General features: G+C 40.6%; 15 protein-coding genes and 2 pseudogenes. 9 read left to right on the top strand and 8 right to left on the bottom strand.

The window, feature by feature from the left end; translation table 11 throughout:
- Positions 1-20 precede the first annotated feature (20 nt).
- From parE to nudF, 4 genes are all read right to left on the bottom strand, one after another.
- A complete protein-coding gene (parE, locus tag VY86_RS13700) occupies positions 21-1,916 on the bottom strand; it encodes a DNA topoisomerase IV subunit B (RefSeq protein WP_046975352.1) in 1,896 nt (631 codons plus the stop codon).
- Positions 1,917-1,988: 72 nt separating this feature from the next.
- Positions 1,989-2,597 carry an esterase YqiA gene (yqiA, locus tag VY86_RS13695; protein WP_046975351.1) on the bottom strand — a complete coding sequence of 203 codons (609 nt, stop codon included), beginning with the start codon at positions 2,595-2,597 and terminating at the stop codon, positions 1,989-1,991.
- A 131-nt stretch (positions 2,598-2,728) separates the two neighbouring features.
- Positions 2,729-3,568, bottom strand: coding sequence for a 3',5'-cyclic-AMP phosphodiesterase (gene cpdA, locus VY86_RS13690; RefSeq protein ID WP_046975350.1), 840 nt, complete (start codon positions 3,566-3,568; stop codon positions 2,729-2,731).
- A gap of 99 nt (positions 3,569-3,667) precedes the next feature.
- Positions 3,668-4,309 (bottom strand): ADP-ribose diphosphatase, encoded by a 642-nt coding sequence (gene nudF / locus VY86_RS13685; protein WP_046975349.1) that lies wholly within the window; start codon positions 4,307-4,309, stop codon positions 3,668-3,670.
- Between the two features lie 217 nt (positions 4,310-4,526).
- Here nudF and tolC point away from each other — a divergent pair, with 217 nt between their 5' ends.
- Positions 4,527-5,918 carry an outer membrane channel protein TolC gene (gene tolC, locus VY86_RS13680; RefSeq protein ID WP_046975348.1) on the top strand — a complete coding sequence of 464 codons (1,392 nt, stop codon included), beginning with the start codon at positions 4,527-4,529 and terminating at the stop codon, positions 5,916-5,918.
- Between the two features lie 155 nt (positions 5,919-6,073).
- On the opposite strand, the pseudogene VY86_RS24825 reads toward tolC, so the two are convergent.
- Positions 6,074-6,244, bottom strand: a pseudogene (locus VY86_RS24825) (IS5/IS1182 family transposase); the annotation flags it as partial.
- A gap of 569 nt (positions 6,245-6,813) precedes the next feature.
- Here VY86_RS24825 and VY86_RS13675 point away from each other — a divergent pair.
- Genes VY86_RS13675 through VY86_RS13665 form a run of 3 tightly spaced genes read left to right on the top strand, consistent with a single transcriptional unit; the run spans position 6,814 to position 8,792 of the window.
- Positions 6,814-8,049, top strand: a complete 1,236-nt coding sequence (locus VY86_RS13675; protein WP_046975347.1) for a multidrug effflux MFS transporter — start codon at positions 6,814-6,816, stop codon at positions 8,047-8,049.
- Positions 8,042-8,443 carry a beta/alpha barrel domain-containing protein gene (locus tag VY86_RS25330; RefSeq protein ID WP_052760839.1) on the top strand — a complete coding sequence of 134 codons (402 nt, stop codon included), beginning with the start codon at positions 8,042-8,044 and terminating at the stop codon, positions 8,441-8,443. Before VY86_RS13675 ends, VY86_RS25330 begins: the two co-directional genes overlap by 8 nt.
- Positions 8,403-8,792 carry a hypothetical protein gene (locus VY86_RS13665; RefSeq protein WP_193386953.1) on the top strand — a complete coding sequence of 130 codons (390 nt, stop codon included), beginning with the start codon at positions 8,403-8,405 and terminating at the stop codon, positions 8,790-8,792. Before VY86_RS25330 ends, VY86_RS13665 begins: the two co-directional genes overlap by 41 nt.
- A gap of 1,528 nt (positions 8,793-10,320) precedes the next feature.
- Here VY86_RS13665 and VY86_RS13660 read toward each other — a convergent pair.
- Positions 10,321-10,722: a DUF2628 domain-containing protein gene (locus VY86_RS13660; protein ID WP_046975346.1), complete on the bottom strand. Its 402-nt coding sequence runs from the start codon at positions 10,720-10,722 to the stop codon at positions 10,321-10,323.
- A 436-nt stretch (positions 10,723-11,158) separates the two neighbouring features.
- On the opposite strand from VY86_RS13660, the gene VY86_RS13655 reads away from it, so the two are divergent.
- The 3 genes from VY86_RS13655 (at position 11,159) to VY86_RS13645 (ending at position 13,634) form a co-directional block, all read left to right on the top strand.
- Positions 11,159-11,875 (top strand): DUF1190 family protein, encoded by a 717-nt coding sequence (locus tag VY86_RS13655; protein WP_046975345.1) that lies wholly within the window; start codon positions 11,159-11,161, stop codon positions 11,873-11,875.
- Between the two features lie 6 nt (positions 11,876-11,881).
- Positions 11,882-13,042 (top strand): glutathionylspermidine synthase family protein, encoded by a 1,161-nt coding sequence (locus tag VY86_RS13650; protein WP_046975344.1) that lies wholly within the window; start codon positions 11,882-11,884, stop codon positions 13,040-13,042.
- A 112-nt stretch (positions 13,043-13,154) separates the two neighbouring features.
- Positions 13,155-13,634: an Hcp family type VI secretion system effector gene (locus VY86_RS13645; protein WP_046975343.1), complete on the top strand. Its 480-nt coding sequence runs from the start codon at positions 13,155-13,157 to the stop codon at positions 13,632-13,634.
- Positions 13,635-13,768: 134 nt separating this feature from the next.
- On the opposite strand, the gene VY86_RS22610 is transcribed toward VY86_RS13645, so the two are convergent.
- Positions 13,769-14,221, bottom strand: a complete 453-nt coding sequence (locus VY86_RS22610) for a hypothetical protein (RefSeq protein ID WP_052760838.1) — start codon at positions 14,219-14,221, stop codon at positions 13,769-13,771.
- Entirely contained in the window at positions 14,218-14,883 is a 666-nt protein-coding gene (locus VY86_RS13635; RefSeq protein ID WP_046975342.1) for a hypothetical protein, read from the bottom strand. The genes VY86_RS22610 and VY86_RS13635 overlap by 4 nt, the downstream gene beginning before the upstream one ends.
- Before the next feature lie 301 nt (positions 14,884-15,184).
- On the opposite strand from VY86_RS13635, the gene VY86_RS13630 reads away from it, so the two are divergent.
- Both VY86_RS13630 and VY86_RS13625 read left to right on the top strand, forming a co-directional pair.
- Positions 15,185-15,433, top strand: a complete 249-nt coding sequence (locus VY86_RS13630; protein WP_021324144.1) for a CopG family ribbon-helix-helix protein — start codon at positions 15,185-15,187, stop codon at positions 15,431-15,433.
- Between the two features lie 2 nt (positions 15,434-15,435).
- Positions 15,436-15,540 (top strand): annotated as a pseudogene (locus tag VY86_RS13625) (type II toxin-antitoxin system RelE/ParE family toxin); the annotation flags it as partial.
- Between the last annotated feature and the right edge of the window lie 2 nt (positions 15,541-15,542).

The raw sequence follows: 15,542 nt of genomic DNA, 5'->3' as shown, positions 1-15,542 counted from the left end.
TTTGACTATCCCTGTGGGCGTTACACTTCAATTTCCACAGTATCACCCTTATCTTGCAGCCAGTTACGGCGATCTTCTGAACGCTTCTTCGCCAAAAGCATATCCATCACAGAGAAGGTTTCCTGGTAGTTTTCATCATTGATAGTCAATTGCACCAGACGGCGGGTATTCGGGTCTAACGTCGTCTCACGCAGTTGCAGTGGGTTCATCTCACCCAACCCTTTAAAACGCTGTACGTTAGGCTTACCCCGTTTGCGGCTCAGGCGATCTAACACCGCGATCTTTTCCTCTTCATCCAGTGCGTAATACACTTCTTTGCCCAAATCGATACGATATAAAGGCGGCATTGCCATATAAACATGGCCATTCTTAACCAATGTTGGGAAGTGACGGACAAACAATGCACACAACAGCGTCGCAATATGCAAGCCATCCGAGTCGGCATCCGCCAGAATACAGACTTTACCATAGCGTAACTGGCTGAGATCATTGCTATCCGGGTCGATGCCAATAGCAACTGAGATATCATGAACTTCCTGTGACGCTAACACTTCATCCGAAGAGACTTCCCAGGTATTCAGAATTTTCCCTTTCAACGGCATGATCGCCTGATACTCACGATCACGGGCCTGTTTCGCCGAGCCGCCCGCAGAATCCCCTTCCACCAAAAATAACTCGGTGAGATTCAGATCCTGTGATGTGCAGTCAGCTAATTTTCCCGGCAACGCAGGGCCACTGGTCAGTTTTTTACGCACAACTTTTTTCGCGGCGCGCATTCTACGCTGTGCACTGGCGATCGCCAGTTCAGCCAATTGCTCTGCTTCCTGAACATTCTGGTTCAGCCACAAACTGAACGCATCTTTAACAACACCGGAAACAAAGGCAGCAGATTTACGGGAAGAAAGACGTTCTTTCGTCTGACCGGCAAATTGCGGGTCCTGCATTTTTACAGACAGAACGTAAGCACAGCGATCCCAGATATCATCAGCAGAAAGCTTCACACCACGTGGCAGGATACTGCGGAATTCACAAAATTCACGCATGGCATCCAGTAACCCCTGACGCAACCCATTTACATGGGTACCGCCCTGCATCGTCGGGATCAGGTTCACATAACTTTCAGTCAGGAGTTCTCCCCCTTCCGGCAACCAGAGCAGCGCCCAGTCAACCGCTTCGGTTTCACCGCTAAAAGTGCCGACAAAAGGGGTTTCCGGCAATGTTATCAGGCCATTAACCGCCGCCATCAGATAGTCGGTCAGACCATCGGCATAACACCATTTTTGCTCGGTATCGTTGATTTTATCTTTAAAAACAATTTCCACCCCCGGACACAAAACCGCCTTCGCTTTCAGCAAATGCGTCAGACGGGAAACCGAGAAACGTGGGCTGTCAAAGAAACTTTCATCAGGCCAGAAGTGAACACTGGTACCGGTATTGCGTTTACCACAACTGCCGATCACCGCCAGCTCCTGCACTTTATCGCCATTCTCAAAAGCGATTTGATAAACCTGGCTGTCACGGCGGACGGTGACTTCAATTCGCTTGGACAAAGCGTTAACCACCGAGATCCCCACACCGTGAAGACCACCGGAAAACTGATAGTTTTTATTAGAAAACTTACCACCGGCATGTAAGCGGCTCAGGATCAGTTCAACCGCTGAAACCCCTTCTTCCTGATGAATATCAACCGGCATACCACGGCCATCATCAATGACCTCCAGTGACTGATCGCTATGAAGGATCACTTCAATATGTTTAGCGTGGCCCGCCAAAGCTTCATCCACGCTGTTATCGATCACTTCTTGTGCCAAATGGTTCGGACGCGTTGTATCAGTGTACATTCCCGGACGACGGCGAACCGGCTCCAGACCACTGAGAACTTCAATGGCATCTGCGTTGTAACTAGATTGAGTCATGTTGTAATTCTGTCGGTTGCTTCTTGATTAAAGGGCTAATCAGTTTTGTATACTGTTGATAATAACAGTCGTTCAAACATTTTTGGCAAGTTTTTTCTCGCCATCACTGGAAAACCCAAGAAAGTTGATGATTTGCGGGAAATAGTGCTCAAACCCGATAAAAGTGTGGTTACCACCAGATTCAATAGTTTGCTTACATAATACAAGATAGGCAACGGCCTGACGATAATCCAGCACCTCATCCCCGGTTTGTTGCAATAACCAGATAAGATCCGGTGATTCTAGCGGTTCAATATGCATGATTTTGAGATCATGGATATGGCGCTGTTCCAAAGTATACCGTTGATTGGTATAGGGGTTAATATTTTCCCCAAGATAATCCCGCAGTAACTCAAACGGGCGAACAGCCGGATTGACAACAACCGCGGGCAAACTGAAGCATTGTGAAAGCCATATCGCCAGATAACCGCCGAGAGAAGAGCCAACAATACCCAAATTATCCCCGGCGCGTTCCATCACCAGATTTTCCAGCAGTTCAGCCGTTTCTTCAGGATAAGGCGGTAACTGAGGCACCAACATGTCAATGTCAGGATGATGCTGATGCAGCCACTTTTTCAGGGCATTCGCTTTTACGGATTGTGGGGAGCTGTTAAAACCATGCAGATAGAGTAATGTTGACATCAGGCTGTGTCCCTCAATTGTGCGTAAATACCACTGGCCGCTATGCTCCTATGCGACAAGCCACAAATTATGAGGCTTGGCAGACCCAATAAGCAGAGAGTAACACAGCGGCACAAGGAGACAAACACAACCTAGTATCCATCCGAATCTAAATCAGGGCAGAATTCATTGCTCTCCAGTCTGTGAACCTGAGTTGTCAAACTAAATTCGCCACGGTCAGAAATAGACAATTCGAGATAACGCCACCCCGGCGCGACCGTATCAAGGGTAAAATTAGTGCAATGTGGCTTGAATTGCACGCTTGTTGATGGTGTCGCCATCATATGGATGCCATTCCAATCCAGATCCATCTCCTGATGGATATGCCCGCAAAGCATCGCTTTAACCCGGGTATAACCTTGCAGATACTGAGCCAAGATATGTGAGTTACGCAAACTATGCTGATCCAGCCAGGTGCAACCCGATGGTAATGGATGATGATGCAGCAGGATCACCGTGTAGCGTTCAGGATACATATCTAGGCACTTTTTCATCCATTCAAGCTGATATTCCGACAGCTCGCCGTGCGGAACGCCCGATACCTGACTATCAAGCATCAAGAGTTGCCAGTACTCACCGATCAAAATCTGTTTCGATGGAGAAACGCCCGCGGCCGCCAGGGCATCTACCATAGCAGGCTGGTAATCATGGTTACCGGGCAACCAGACACAAGGTGCCGGCAAACGGGCAATACCATCGGCAAAATGCCAATAAGCTTCCAGCGACTGATCCTGTGCCAAATCACCTGTCGCAACGATTAAATCAATATCAGCATTTTGTTTGAGGATGGCATCCAGCACCGCGTGGTAACTGCGATAAGTATTAACACCCAACAAAGTCTCTTCTCTGCCGGCAAAAAGATGCGTATCTGTTATTTGCAATATTTTGGCTGTGGTTCCTTCTACCACAGGCAGTTTAAACTGGCTTTCCAAATGGTTTCCTTGTCCTATAAATCATTGACGGGCATCATAACCCGTTTTAACGCAAGAGATCTGCTGACTGGCACACACTTCCCTTTTCTCGGTTAAAAATCAGGAATTATCTGAATTCCACGCTTTTTTTAACTTTTCATGGTGCAATGCTAACCATTGTATTGCAATCACTGAAGCGGCATTATCAATAATTCCCTCTTCCATCCATTGATAAGCCTGCTCACGGCTGACCACATGCACCCGAATATCTTCATGTTCACCCGACAATCCATGAATACCGGCAGCTTTAGTGGCATCCACTTCACCCACCATGACAGAGATGCGTTCAGTTGTTCCTCCAGGGCTGGAGAGATAACTCAACACCGGTTTACAACGTTTAACTTCAATTCCCGCCTCTTCCATCGCTTCGCGGCGCACCACACGCTCTATATCCTCACCCTCTTCAATCATACCGGCAATAATTTCCAGCAACCACGGCGTTGCTTTAGTTTCTATCGCCGGAATTCGTATCTGTTCGATCAATACAACTTCATCACGACGTGGATCATAAGGCAACAGAGCCCCCGCATGCCCCCGTTCAAAAACTTCGCGACTGACTTCTTCACTCCAACCACCAGCAAACAGACGATGACGAAAGCGGTAATTTGTCAGTTTGAAGAATCCTTTGTACAAACTCTTTTTCGCTATAATTTCCACATCCTGTTTATTCAGCATAACTGGCATGGATGGTTTTTTATTCATGAGATTCTCCTGATATACTTCCTTATTTGCTAGCCACTACATGATATTAATCAAGCAGAGTTAAAAAATTCATCTTTTGGTGGTGTAAAGTTAAGCTAAATTAAGGCAATATGGCACAAACGGCTACCTTCGACTGATAGCATACTCTGCTAGAATCAGTGATATTTCGTTTTTCATCAAGGCAACAAGCAAAATAGCTGCACAACAAGGAATGCAAATGAAGAAACTGCTCTCCCTTTTTATCGCTATGAGCCTAGCGGGATTTAGCTCTGTCAGTCAGGCTGAAGATCTTTTGCAGGTTTATAAGCAAGCAAAAGAAAGTAACCCTGAGCTACGTAAATCAATGGCTGAGCGTAATGCGGCTTTTGAGAAAATTAATGAATCCCGTAGTCCATTATTACCTCAGTTGGGATTAAATACGGGATACACCTATAACAGTGGTTACCGCGATACACGCGACACAGAAAACAATGCCTTGCGCGCGACGCTTAAGCTGACTCAAACCATTTTTGATATGTCTAAATGGCGCCAGTTGAACTTACAAGAAAAAACGGCGGGTATTGCTGACGTTAGCTATCAGAGCAGTGAACAAAAACTGATTTTGGATAGTGCAACAGCGTATTTCAAAGTACTGCGCGCTATTGATTCACTCTCCTACATTGAAGCACAGAAAGCAGCGGTTTACCGCCAGTTGGATCAAATCACTCAGCGTTTTAATGTCGGTTTAGTCGCAATCACTGATGTCCAGAACGCCCGGGCTAACTACGACAGCGTACTCGCTCAGGAAGTGGTCGGCCGCAATGATCTGGATAATGCATTAGAGGCTCTGCGTCAGGTAACCGGTACTTATTACCCTCAGTTATCCTCGCTGAACATTGATCGTTTCAAAACGCATAAACCAGAAGCAGTAGACCTTCTGCTGAAAGAAGCGGAGAAACGTAATTTAAGCCTGTTATCTGCACGTTTAGGTCAGGATCTGGCCCGTGAGCAAATCAAAGCAGCACAAGCTGGTCATATGCCAACCATCGATTTAGGTGCCTCTACCGGCGTTTCAAACAGTCAGTTTCATGGCTCCGGCTATGATCTAGGCAGAAAACCCGGCAATGCCTATAATGGCGAAAACAGTGTTGATCTGACACTCAGCCTGCCAATTTACAGCGGCGGTGCGACCAGTTCCCGCGTTGAACAGGCACAATATGGTTTTGTCAGCGCCAGCGAACAGTTGGAAAGCACCTATCGCAATGTTGTACAGGTTGTCCGTTCCTCTTTTAACAACATCTCTGCCTCCATCAGCAGTATCAACGCCTACAAGCAGGTTGTTGTTTCCGCGCAAAGCTCACTGGATGCAATGGAAGCAGGTTATCAGGTCGGTACACGTACCATTGTTGATGTGCTGAATGCGACGACAACGTTGTACGATGCCAAACAAAAACTGTCCAATGCTCGCTATGATTATCTGATTAATCAACTGAACATTCAGCACGCACTTGGCACGCTTAATGAGAACGATTTAGCGGCTCTGAATAATACGCTGGATAAACAGATCTCAACATCAGCCAGCAGTATTGTTCGGGAAACAAACACACCCGCAACGTCTGGCCGTAACTAATTCAGTTTTTCTACCTTCACTAATAACAGCCCGCCAGAAAGCGGGCTCAGACCGCTGACAAACCTCGTTGAAAATAACGGGGTTTGCTCCTTTCATTATGAATCATAGTGCCATCCATTTTCCTCATTAAGCCAATTTAATCGTCCGACAAGGCGTTATTTTCGCTTCTCCTGCAATGAAATGCTCGCTCTCCAGAGATAAAAACAACAAAGCATCGCAACCAGCAAGGCTATCTTCTTGATATTTTGGGTTGTGGCTGCCAAAAGACACTGTATTTGCACTTTCTGCAACCCACGAAAACAGGCATAGCGGTGCCAGTGATGTTGCATTTATGTAGAAGTTTTTGTTCTCTGATACTCAGCCGAGGCTGCCCTGCTGGGAATGATGTCCAGACTGCATTGTGCTTGGTACAAAAAGAGCAAGTACATGTTCGTGCTGGAATCTCAAAAATGACTTTTTTAGTATTATATGTTGTGCTTTGTGTTTTTTTTATTCATTTTTGAACTTAAATTCTGTGTTTTTTTGTTTGCTAAAAGTGATGTTGGTGTTACTATTTTTTTAATTGATATTTATATGAGTTTATTTTTGTAAAAGTTAATTATTGAATAAGTTGTGTAAAAGTATCTCAATATTTGGAGGGGGTATTTATAGAGTAAAAAATTATTAATCTAAAGTGTGGGTGGGATTTTGTCTTTATGTTGTTATAAAGAGCTCTTAATTCTTGTAGCACAAGATAATATGCAAAGTAATTTGTTGTTCTTACATGCAAGGTGTTAATTTTTTCATTAAATAAGTGATTGTGTGCATTTAATGTAAATTTAACTGGCACGTGGTTTTTATTTTATACGGAATTTATTTTGGGATAATGTTTATTATATTGATTGGTTAATGGCCCATGAACAATAAATCTTCATCTTTATTATTTATCGTTTTAATGGCTTTTCTTTCTATGGGGGGGCTGGTTTCATCGGATATATTCCTACCCGCCTTGAGTAAAATGGGAAACTATTATCACGTTAGCGAATCTAGTATACAAAGTGCAATAGCTATATTTCTATTTGGTATAGCCTTTTCTCAACTTATTTATGGACCATTAACTGATTGTTTAGGAAGAAAAATGGTTCTTATTTCTGGGATGATTATATGGCTGATTTCAACAATCGGTATTTTCTACAGTACGCATATTAGTGAGTTGCTATTATTGCGTTTATTCCAGGGAATAGGCGCTTGTGCTGGTATTACATTAAGTCGTGCCATTATTAGTGATTTAATGGGGAAGGAAGAGGCAGCCAATTTTTATCTGATTATTTTCCCTTTTGTGGGAATGTCACCCGCTGTCGCACCAATGATCGGCGGTATGTTAAGTGAATATTATGGCTGGAAAGCCTGTTTTTTATTTCTTATTTTATTTATAACAGCTACGCTTGTATTGTGTTTGCTAGTGCTGAAAGAATCACTACCAATAAATAAACGTCAAAAATTGAGTGTTAAAAATGTATTAGTTAGTACTTACCAAGTGATAATAAATAAAGAGTTTCTTTACTATGCAGCAATACCTTGCTTCGCTTATACGGCATATTTTTCTTATTTGATTGAATCTCCATTTATTCTTACAGCTATGGGATTACCAGAAAAATATGTTGGTTACACCTATATAATGCTCTCTTTAAGTTATGTGTTGGGTAATCTTACCGCTAAAAAATTAAGTCGCCAGCAGGGTGTGAGAAAGACAATTTCTCATGGTTATCTCATCTTTGCTGTTGGAGGTATTGCTTTCACGATACAAATGTTTTTTAGTTCCTACCCATTGATAACTTCTGTGCTAACAATATCAGTATTGACTTTCGGTAATGGTTTTTTATTGCCACTAGGTACTGCATCGGCAATTGCCACTCATTCTCAAGCCGCTGGGGCAGCTTCCGGCGTAATGGGAACATTGCAATTAGGTAGTGCAGGACTGGCGTCATTGCTTATCGGTTATATCTCTCACCATGAACCTATTAAAGTGGCATCTATCATCACAGTTGTTTCTTTGGTCGGTAGTATTATTTATATAACGGGTAATAGAGGTGATAAAGAAATAAGTAAAAAACAAACAATAGAAACTAAAATAGGAATGAAAAATGGTTAATAATATAGATGTCACATTACGTGATGGTGGATACCTGAATAATTTCAACTTTACAACAGAATACGCTATAAAGCATGTTGAAGCATTGACTAAAAGTGGCGTGGAATGGTCTGAAATCGGTTATCGCAATGGTTCTTTTAAACCTATCTCTAATATTGGTCTAACAGGTATGTCTCCGGATAGTTATATCCGAGATATTCATCAATCGGTACCTGAGGCAAGATTGGTAGTCATTGCTCATCCTCACAATATTAATGCTGATGATATTTATGCAGTGAAGATGAATGGCGTTAGTTTGCTTAGGTTATGTATTAAAGCTGATAACCCGCAGCCATGCTTAGAGTTGTGCGAGATTGCTCGATCTACTGGAATGGCTGTGGGTATTAATTATTGATGCGATTACCGCTGCGGGTGGTTGTAAGTTCATGCTGAACCAACCTGCCAGTCCTATGACAGGATTAAAAGCGAAAGATCTTAAAGCGTTGGGTAAACATGATTGGCTTTATGTGGAGCAAACGGCATTAACTGTTTATCTTGGTTATCAGACAACTGAGGATTTTTTTGAAGTGTTATCGGAGGTGAATAATGTTGTCTATAGCTCCGATCTTGGACAGCCAGTTCAGCCAGATGTTGAGCAATGGTTGAACGATAGTGAACGCTGGTTTAAAACCGCTGGCCTTGGTGAAGAACACATCCGAGATATCTGTTTACTGAATCCACTGCGGATGTTGGCTCCAGATTAGATATTATATTCATCGATTGAAAAGACAATAATGATCCATTGTTGGTTGAATATGGAAAGTTGCAACAAAGATCTATGAAACTAGCTGAAATTATTTGACTACAACACCACTAGAACATGAGCATGCTCGCGCTTTGAAAAACGATATAGCAATATCCAAATCATTTGTGAAGTTCACGGGCAATGGTTTTTATAAAGAGGAACGGTTTAATCGAACCGTAGAAAAGCCATATTACAGGCTCTCCCACTTTGAGTTTTATCATGAGCAGGTTTTAAACTGTTATTTAAAGTCACTGTTTTAATTTAGGGTTTTAATCAATATAGTGTTTTGACGGTTTGTGACCACTTTACCACCTGATTTTTATTAAGTTTAATTACTATAGGATATCGTATTTTACGTTAAATCAACGTTAATCATACCCTTTACTGACGCTGTTTTACCGGCAATTCTGAGTAGTTTTAATAAATCACTACCCTTGATGTTTTTTCAGATAACCCCCCGTTTTTTCAGGGTGTTAACCCTGCCAGATTAATTGTTTTATCCATTTTTTTATTGCGTTGTTTTTATGATTTTCTTCATAAAATACAATGAGAAAGTGTGTTAATACCATCTGTTGGGATAATATTCCTTTGCGTACTGATTTCTTTTCGACTTTCTCTTAATGGTTGATGGCTTCGATTAAATATAATTAACCCTCCTTTTGAAAAGTTGCATGTATTTAGTTAAATCCACCTTTTATATAAAAGTTTTAATATCTCTGTATTTTCGCTTTTAAATGGTCATGGCAGATTAGGTAATTATAAAATAAACGGAGTATAGCATCGCTGATAAATGCATTAAATATGGCGGGAAGTAAACTGTTTTTTAGTCATTCTGTCTTGCTTAAAAATCTGGTATTAATCGGAACCTATTTTTTTAACCTTTGTCTGATGGATAACTGAGTTAATCACCGCTAAAAAGGTGCTTGCGATCGCCAAAAAAGGAAAATAGCTCATTTCTTTAATCATCTTTAATGCTTTTAAACGTTTTTGTTCTTTTTTCCATGTCTAATCTAAAAGCTTCTCAGTTTTTTTAACGATTATCCTCATTTTTCGTAAACTTCTTTCAGGCATGCGAAATATTTTGTTTGAGAAAATTTTTTTAATGCAGTTAATAGATTTAAAAGCCGTTTTTCCTGATGTTTTCTCTTCCAATATCAGTATAGTACCGAGTTTTCTACCTGCTTTAAAAAATCTTTAATGACTTTCGGTTTTATCTTTAATGACTAACGTTTTTACCGGTTTTTTCGTGATGCGTTTGCCCTTTTTACAGATTCTAAAATCACACTGATTTTACCTCAAGGTGGGTTTTAACGTGGTGGTAAACTCCGTTTAGCGAACAGAACTTGACTAAAACAAAGTGTCGGCTAAAAAGCGGCGCTTTGTCAATAATCTGAGCCCGCCAGAAAGCGGGCTGTTTTATTTACTGCCAACGACAATTTGTTCTGAAAGAAAATACGATATTTACCTTAATGCAGAAAATATATAAATCAGAAAAATCCTTCAAATGGATTCCAACTCTGACTATTCACCGTTTCTTTCAGATAATAGGCATAGTTAGCGGTCATTCCCCATATTGCCGCAAAAGCGCAACTAATCCCCGTGTCAGCAGCTGGAGGGATCTCAATACCCAGAACACCTTCAATGGCCCCTAATAACATCATTACGACAACAAAGACGCCGAATAAGGTCAAATTTTTTCGCCATAAACCTAAAACAAAGAAGTAAATAAAACCAAAAAAGAAGGCGATAAAATTCATGTTCAACAAGATACGGCGACCAAATGGTTCTGTTCTCATGGCAGCTTTATGCTCAGATGCCTTAGGAGCGCCGTGCTGTTCAAAGAATGTAAAACGCGCTTGCCATTTTTTTGAATATTGACTTTTATCCATACTACTTAATTCCTTAATTAAAATAGAAAATACAAAACCAATAATATAATAACAATCAGTTACTAATTTAAGATTATATTTCCGAGATTATTTTCTCGCGCTATAACAGCAGATAATATAATTAGTAGATTTACTTACATCATAACGTTACCCATTTAATTATCTTTAATTTACCGAAACTTATACGGGTAGGATTAATACCACAAAATATCAATTACAGCACTGATTTTTAAGATTCATATATATTTTACAACATTCAAACCAAACTAAGTGGAATACCAGATAATCAATATCCGACAACCGCTTTGTCAGACAAAAAATTCGGTTATCAATTCGAAGGTTTATGCTTTAATTTTGCTCATCTTTCCCCTATCCTTACACCTTAGAGCTATTTCATTAAAGAATCACAGACACCTAAAATCTGGATAATACGACTATGACAATAAAGCGGACCAAAAATATTAATCACGACACATTCCGTAAGGCCTGGCGCAGTTATCGCCTTGCGCCTGTGGCAATCGCTGTCAGTGCGGTTTTCATGTTATCTGCCTGTGAACAGAGTGATGAAACCGTCTCTCTTTACATGAATGCAGATGACTGTTCTCAGACAAACCCATCGCAAAGTGAACAATGTAAGCTGACTTACAACAACGCGTTGAAAGAAGCGGAAAAAACAGCGCCTAAATATGCGACCAAAGAAGACTGTATCGCTGAGTTTGGTGAAGCACAATGTACCCAAGCTCCGGCACAGGCGGGCCTTGGCAGCACATCTACCACGGATGGCTCCAGCACAGCCGCGAATAGCAATGCACAAGCCCAACCGCAGCAAAGTGGCAGCTTCTGGATGCCTCTGATGGCAGGTTTTATGATGGGACGTCTGATGGGCGGCGGTGCAGCGCCATCACAACCGCTGTTTACCTCAAAATCCGCAACCAGCCCGGCAAACGGTAAATTTGTTGATGCGACAGGCAAAAGCTATGGCCCTGCAACCGCCGGTGGCCGTTCCATGACGGTTCCTAAAACCGCTATGGCGCCAAAACCTGCCACGACAACAACCATCACCCGTGGCGGCTTCGGTAACTCTGTTGCAAAACAGTCAACCATGCAGCGTAGTTCCTCCTCTGGTTCTACTTCACGTTCAATGGGAGGCTAATCACGGATGAAACGCATTGCTATTACTGAGCGCCCGGACTGGCGCGAAAAAGCGACAGAATATGGCTTTAATTTTCACACCATGCATGGTGAACCATACTGGTGTGAAGATGCTTATTACCAGTTTTCTCTTGCTCAAATTGAAGAAATCGAGAACACCACTGCTGAGCTGCATCAGATGTGTTTGCAGGTGGTAGAGAAAGTCGTCGATAGTGAAGAGCTGTTGACTAAATTCCAGATCCCAAAACATTGCTGGGATTTTGTCCGCAGTTCCTGGATTACCAGCCAGCCGTCACTCTATTCCCGGTTGGATTTGGCTTACGATGGTAAAAGCCCGGCAAAATTGTTGGAAAATAATGCCGATACGCCAACTTCACTGTATGAATCTGCTTTTTTCCAATGGATCTGGTTGGAAGATCAGATGAATACCGGTTTGTTGCCAGCACACGCCGATCAATTCAACAGCATGCAAGAACAGTTGATTGAACGTTTTGCTCAATTGCGTGATGAACATGGTTTTGGCTTATTACACATGACCTGCTGTCAAGATACGCAAGAAGATCGCGGTACTATTCAGTATTTACAGGATTGTGCGCTGGAAGCGGGTGTTCCGACTGAATTCTTATTTATCGAAGATATCGGTCTGGGTGAGAAAGGCCAGTTTACTGATCTGCAAGACCAGGTGATCAGCAATCTGTTCAAACTCTACCCTTGGGAGATGATGTTCCGTGAGATTTTCGCCACCAAACTGGAAGATGCCGGCGTTCGCTGGTTAGAACCTGCCTGGAAGAGCATTATTTCTAACAAAGCATTACTGCCAATGTTGTGGAAGATGTTTCCGAATCATCCAAACCTGTTACCCGCTTATTTTGCTGATGATAACCATCCAGCAATGGACAGCTATGTTATTAAGCCGCTGTTCTCTCGGGAAGGGGCGAATATTCGCATCATTGAGAATGGTAAGGAAATTGCCAGCGCTGATGGCCCTTATGGTAAAGAAGGCATGATCGTTCAGCAATTCCATACACTGCCAAAATTCGGTGACAGTTATACGCTGGTTGGTAGCTGGCTGGTCAATGATCAGCCTTGTGGTATTGGTTTGCGTGAAGACCGTGAACTAATAACCCAAGATTTATCCCGCTTCTATCCGCACATTATTTTGGATTAATATCCAGACAAGGGAGGAATGAGGAAGATCGTAAAATACCGCAAATTCCTCCCTTTAAAATCCGATGAAAAAACGTTGTACCCTTACAAGCTTATAAAAAAGGATAAATAATATGGCGAACATAATATATTTAACCATCATAGGTAAAAAGCAAGGGCTGATATCCAGCGGTTGTTCTACCTATGATTCCATCGGTAATAAATATCAAACGGGTCATGAAAATGAAATTTATGTTTATTCATTTGACCATGATATCAGCCGAGAACAAAATGTTAATCACTCACCTATTTCAATCACTAAGCCAATAGACAAATCATCGCCTTTATTAGGCATAGCAATATCAGAAAACGAATCAATAAATTGCAGATTAGATTTCTATAGAACATCAAATAATGGTTCTCAAGAGAAATATTATTCAATTGAAATCATGCATGCATCGATAACCAATATATCTACCCATTACCCCAATTCACTTACCCATAATGATGCACAGCCCTATGAGATTATATCCATTGCCTATGGAAATATAACTTGGAAACACCATACCGCAGGTACATCAGGATATAGCATATGGGATGAAAGGGTTAGTTAAAATTAATGTTTTGGGGAGAAATCCCCAAATAATTCAGATCATTTTATTTCTTTTGAAAAACCTGACACCAAACATTCTTAATTAAAACCATTAATTCCTTAATAATATCAGTTGATAACCAGAGCTTATTAAAGTCATTTAACATTTTCAGCAAAGGTTAATCCTAAGCAATTTTCTTTCTTTTCATTTCCAACCACAGGTGATTTTGACAATATAAAAGAATCGTCATATATAGTTTCAAATCCTTTTATATACCATACGTCGTCATTATTTACTGTATAACCAGTTGATTTTATATAATTAATGATTTCATTATAGTTATTATCCATACGTTTCAAATCAAAATCACAAAAATAAACAGAACTATATACAGGCGATGATTCATCATTTGGATAATATTCGAAGAAGTAATTTTGAGAATTACGAGTAGCTTCTTTTATTTTTTTATGAGTAAGCAGGTGATATTTTAAGAAGTCATTTTCTTTATAGATAACATTCGGCATCATAAATAACCATAATGATATTCCGACACAAGAAAACACTATTATTGATATCATTACCATTACTGTCACGGTTAATTTTTTCATAATTTCAACCCATAAATAGCTGTAGGTTTATAATGACTGATAACAATATCTTTTTCATAAGAAGAAAAAGGCTTAATTATATTCATATAATGTGGAAGGTTTTTCTTATACGGAAAAGCATTATTAGGATACTTGTCAGGATCAGGGAAAATCCAAGGCCTTAGCTCTCTATTCTTATATTTACCAACTGGTCCATAATAATCCCATATCTTACATGCATACTCTATAGATTTAGGCTTTATTAAAGACATATAATCCCTTGGTAATATAGATTTATAGAAACCAAGTAAATTTGAAACCAAATCCTCACAACTAAATCCACTATCGCTAAAACGGGAAAAAAATGAGTTTGATTGTAAATTTTCAAACTCCAATGAAACACAGTACATTATTGAAAATGCAATGGACCTTTTAGTTTCTATAGATAATCCTTTTTTTACCATCCACTGAGCAGCAACTCTAGTTGAAATATTATATTTACTCATCCCCTGAAAATAGTAAACCAAGAAATAGCCTTTTTTATAAGGTGAGTCATTACCTTCAGTGATTAATTGATTCCACAACATCTTAGAGTCATCACCTTTCGCATGACCCAAATCGATCCACCCTAAATCTTCAGTATAAATTAATCTACCATTTTCTATATCTCTTCTACTAGTCATCCGCTAATCTGCCCATATAATGTTTAATTACATTAAAATTACAGCTACTCATCTAAAATTCAAGTTACTCACTTTACATTTTTTTTCGATCGCATTCTATTAATCTGCTCACGAAACCTATTCCTTTATATAACACAGAGATAATTGAGCCAATGAAATTTCTGGTGGCAGAACATCAATGCATTTTCACACAAAATCCCTGTCTCATCGGTCAGCTATCAAGCCTTAAAAAGTAAAGAATCTGACCGTTATTGATGCTATAGTGGTCAATAATTATTATTGGTTTTTATTGGGAGCTCTTATGTCCATATCAGCAAAACAAACGATTACCGCACAGATACCTATCAAACTAGCTACAGCTATAAACGATTTAGCCAAAGAGTTAGACCGCTCAAAATCGTGGATCATTAAAGAGGCTCTCACCTCAATGATTGAGGAGCGTGAACATCGCCACCAAATGATTTTGGCTGGCCTCGCGGATGTCGATACAGGCCGTATTGTGAATCATTCAGATGTTATTAATTTTGCATCCAAGCTGAAAACATCATAATCATGGAAGTTTATTGGACACTTAAAGCTCAAAATGATTTGGAGCGCATCTATCATTTTGCCTGTCAATACAGTAAATCACATGCCAATGATGTATTAGACCATGTGAC

This window comes from Photorhabdus thracensis (assembly GCF_001010285.1).
In the GTDB taxonomy this organism is placed as follows: domain Bacteria; phylum Pseudomonadota; class Gammaproteobacteria; order Enterobacterales; family Enterobacteriaceae; genus Photorhabdus; species Photorhabdus temperata.
This window is presented reverse-complemented; position numbering and strand designations above follow the sequence as displayed.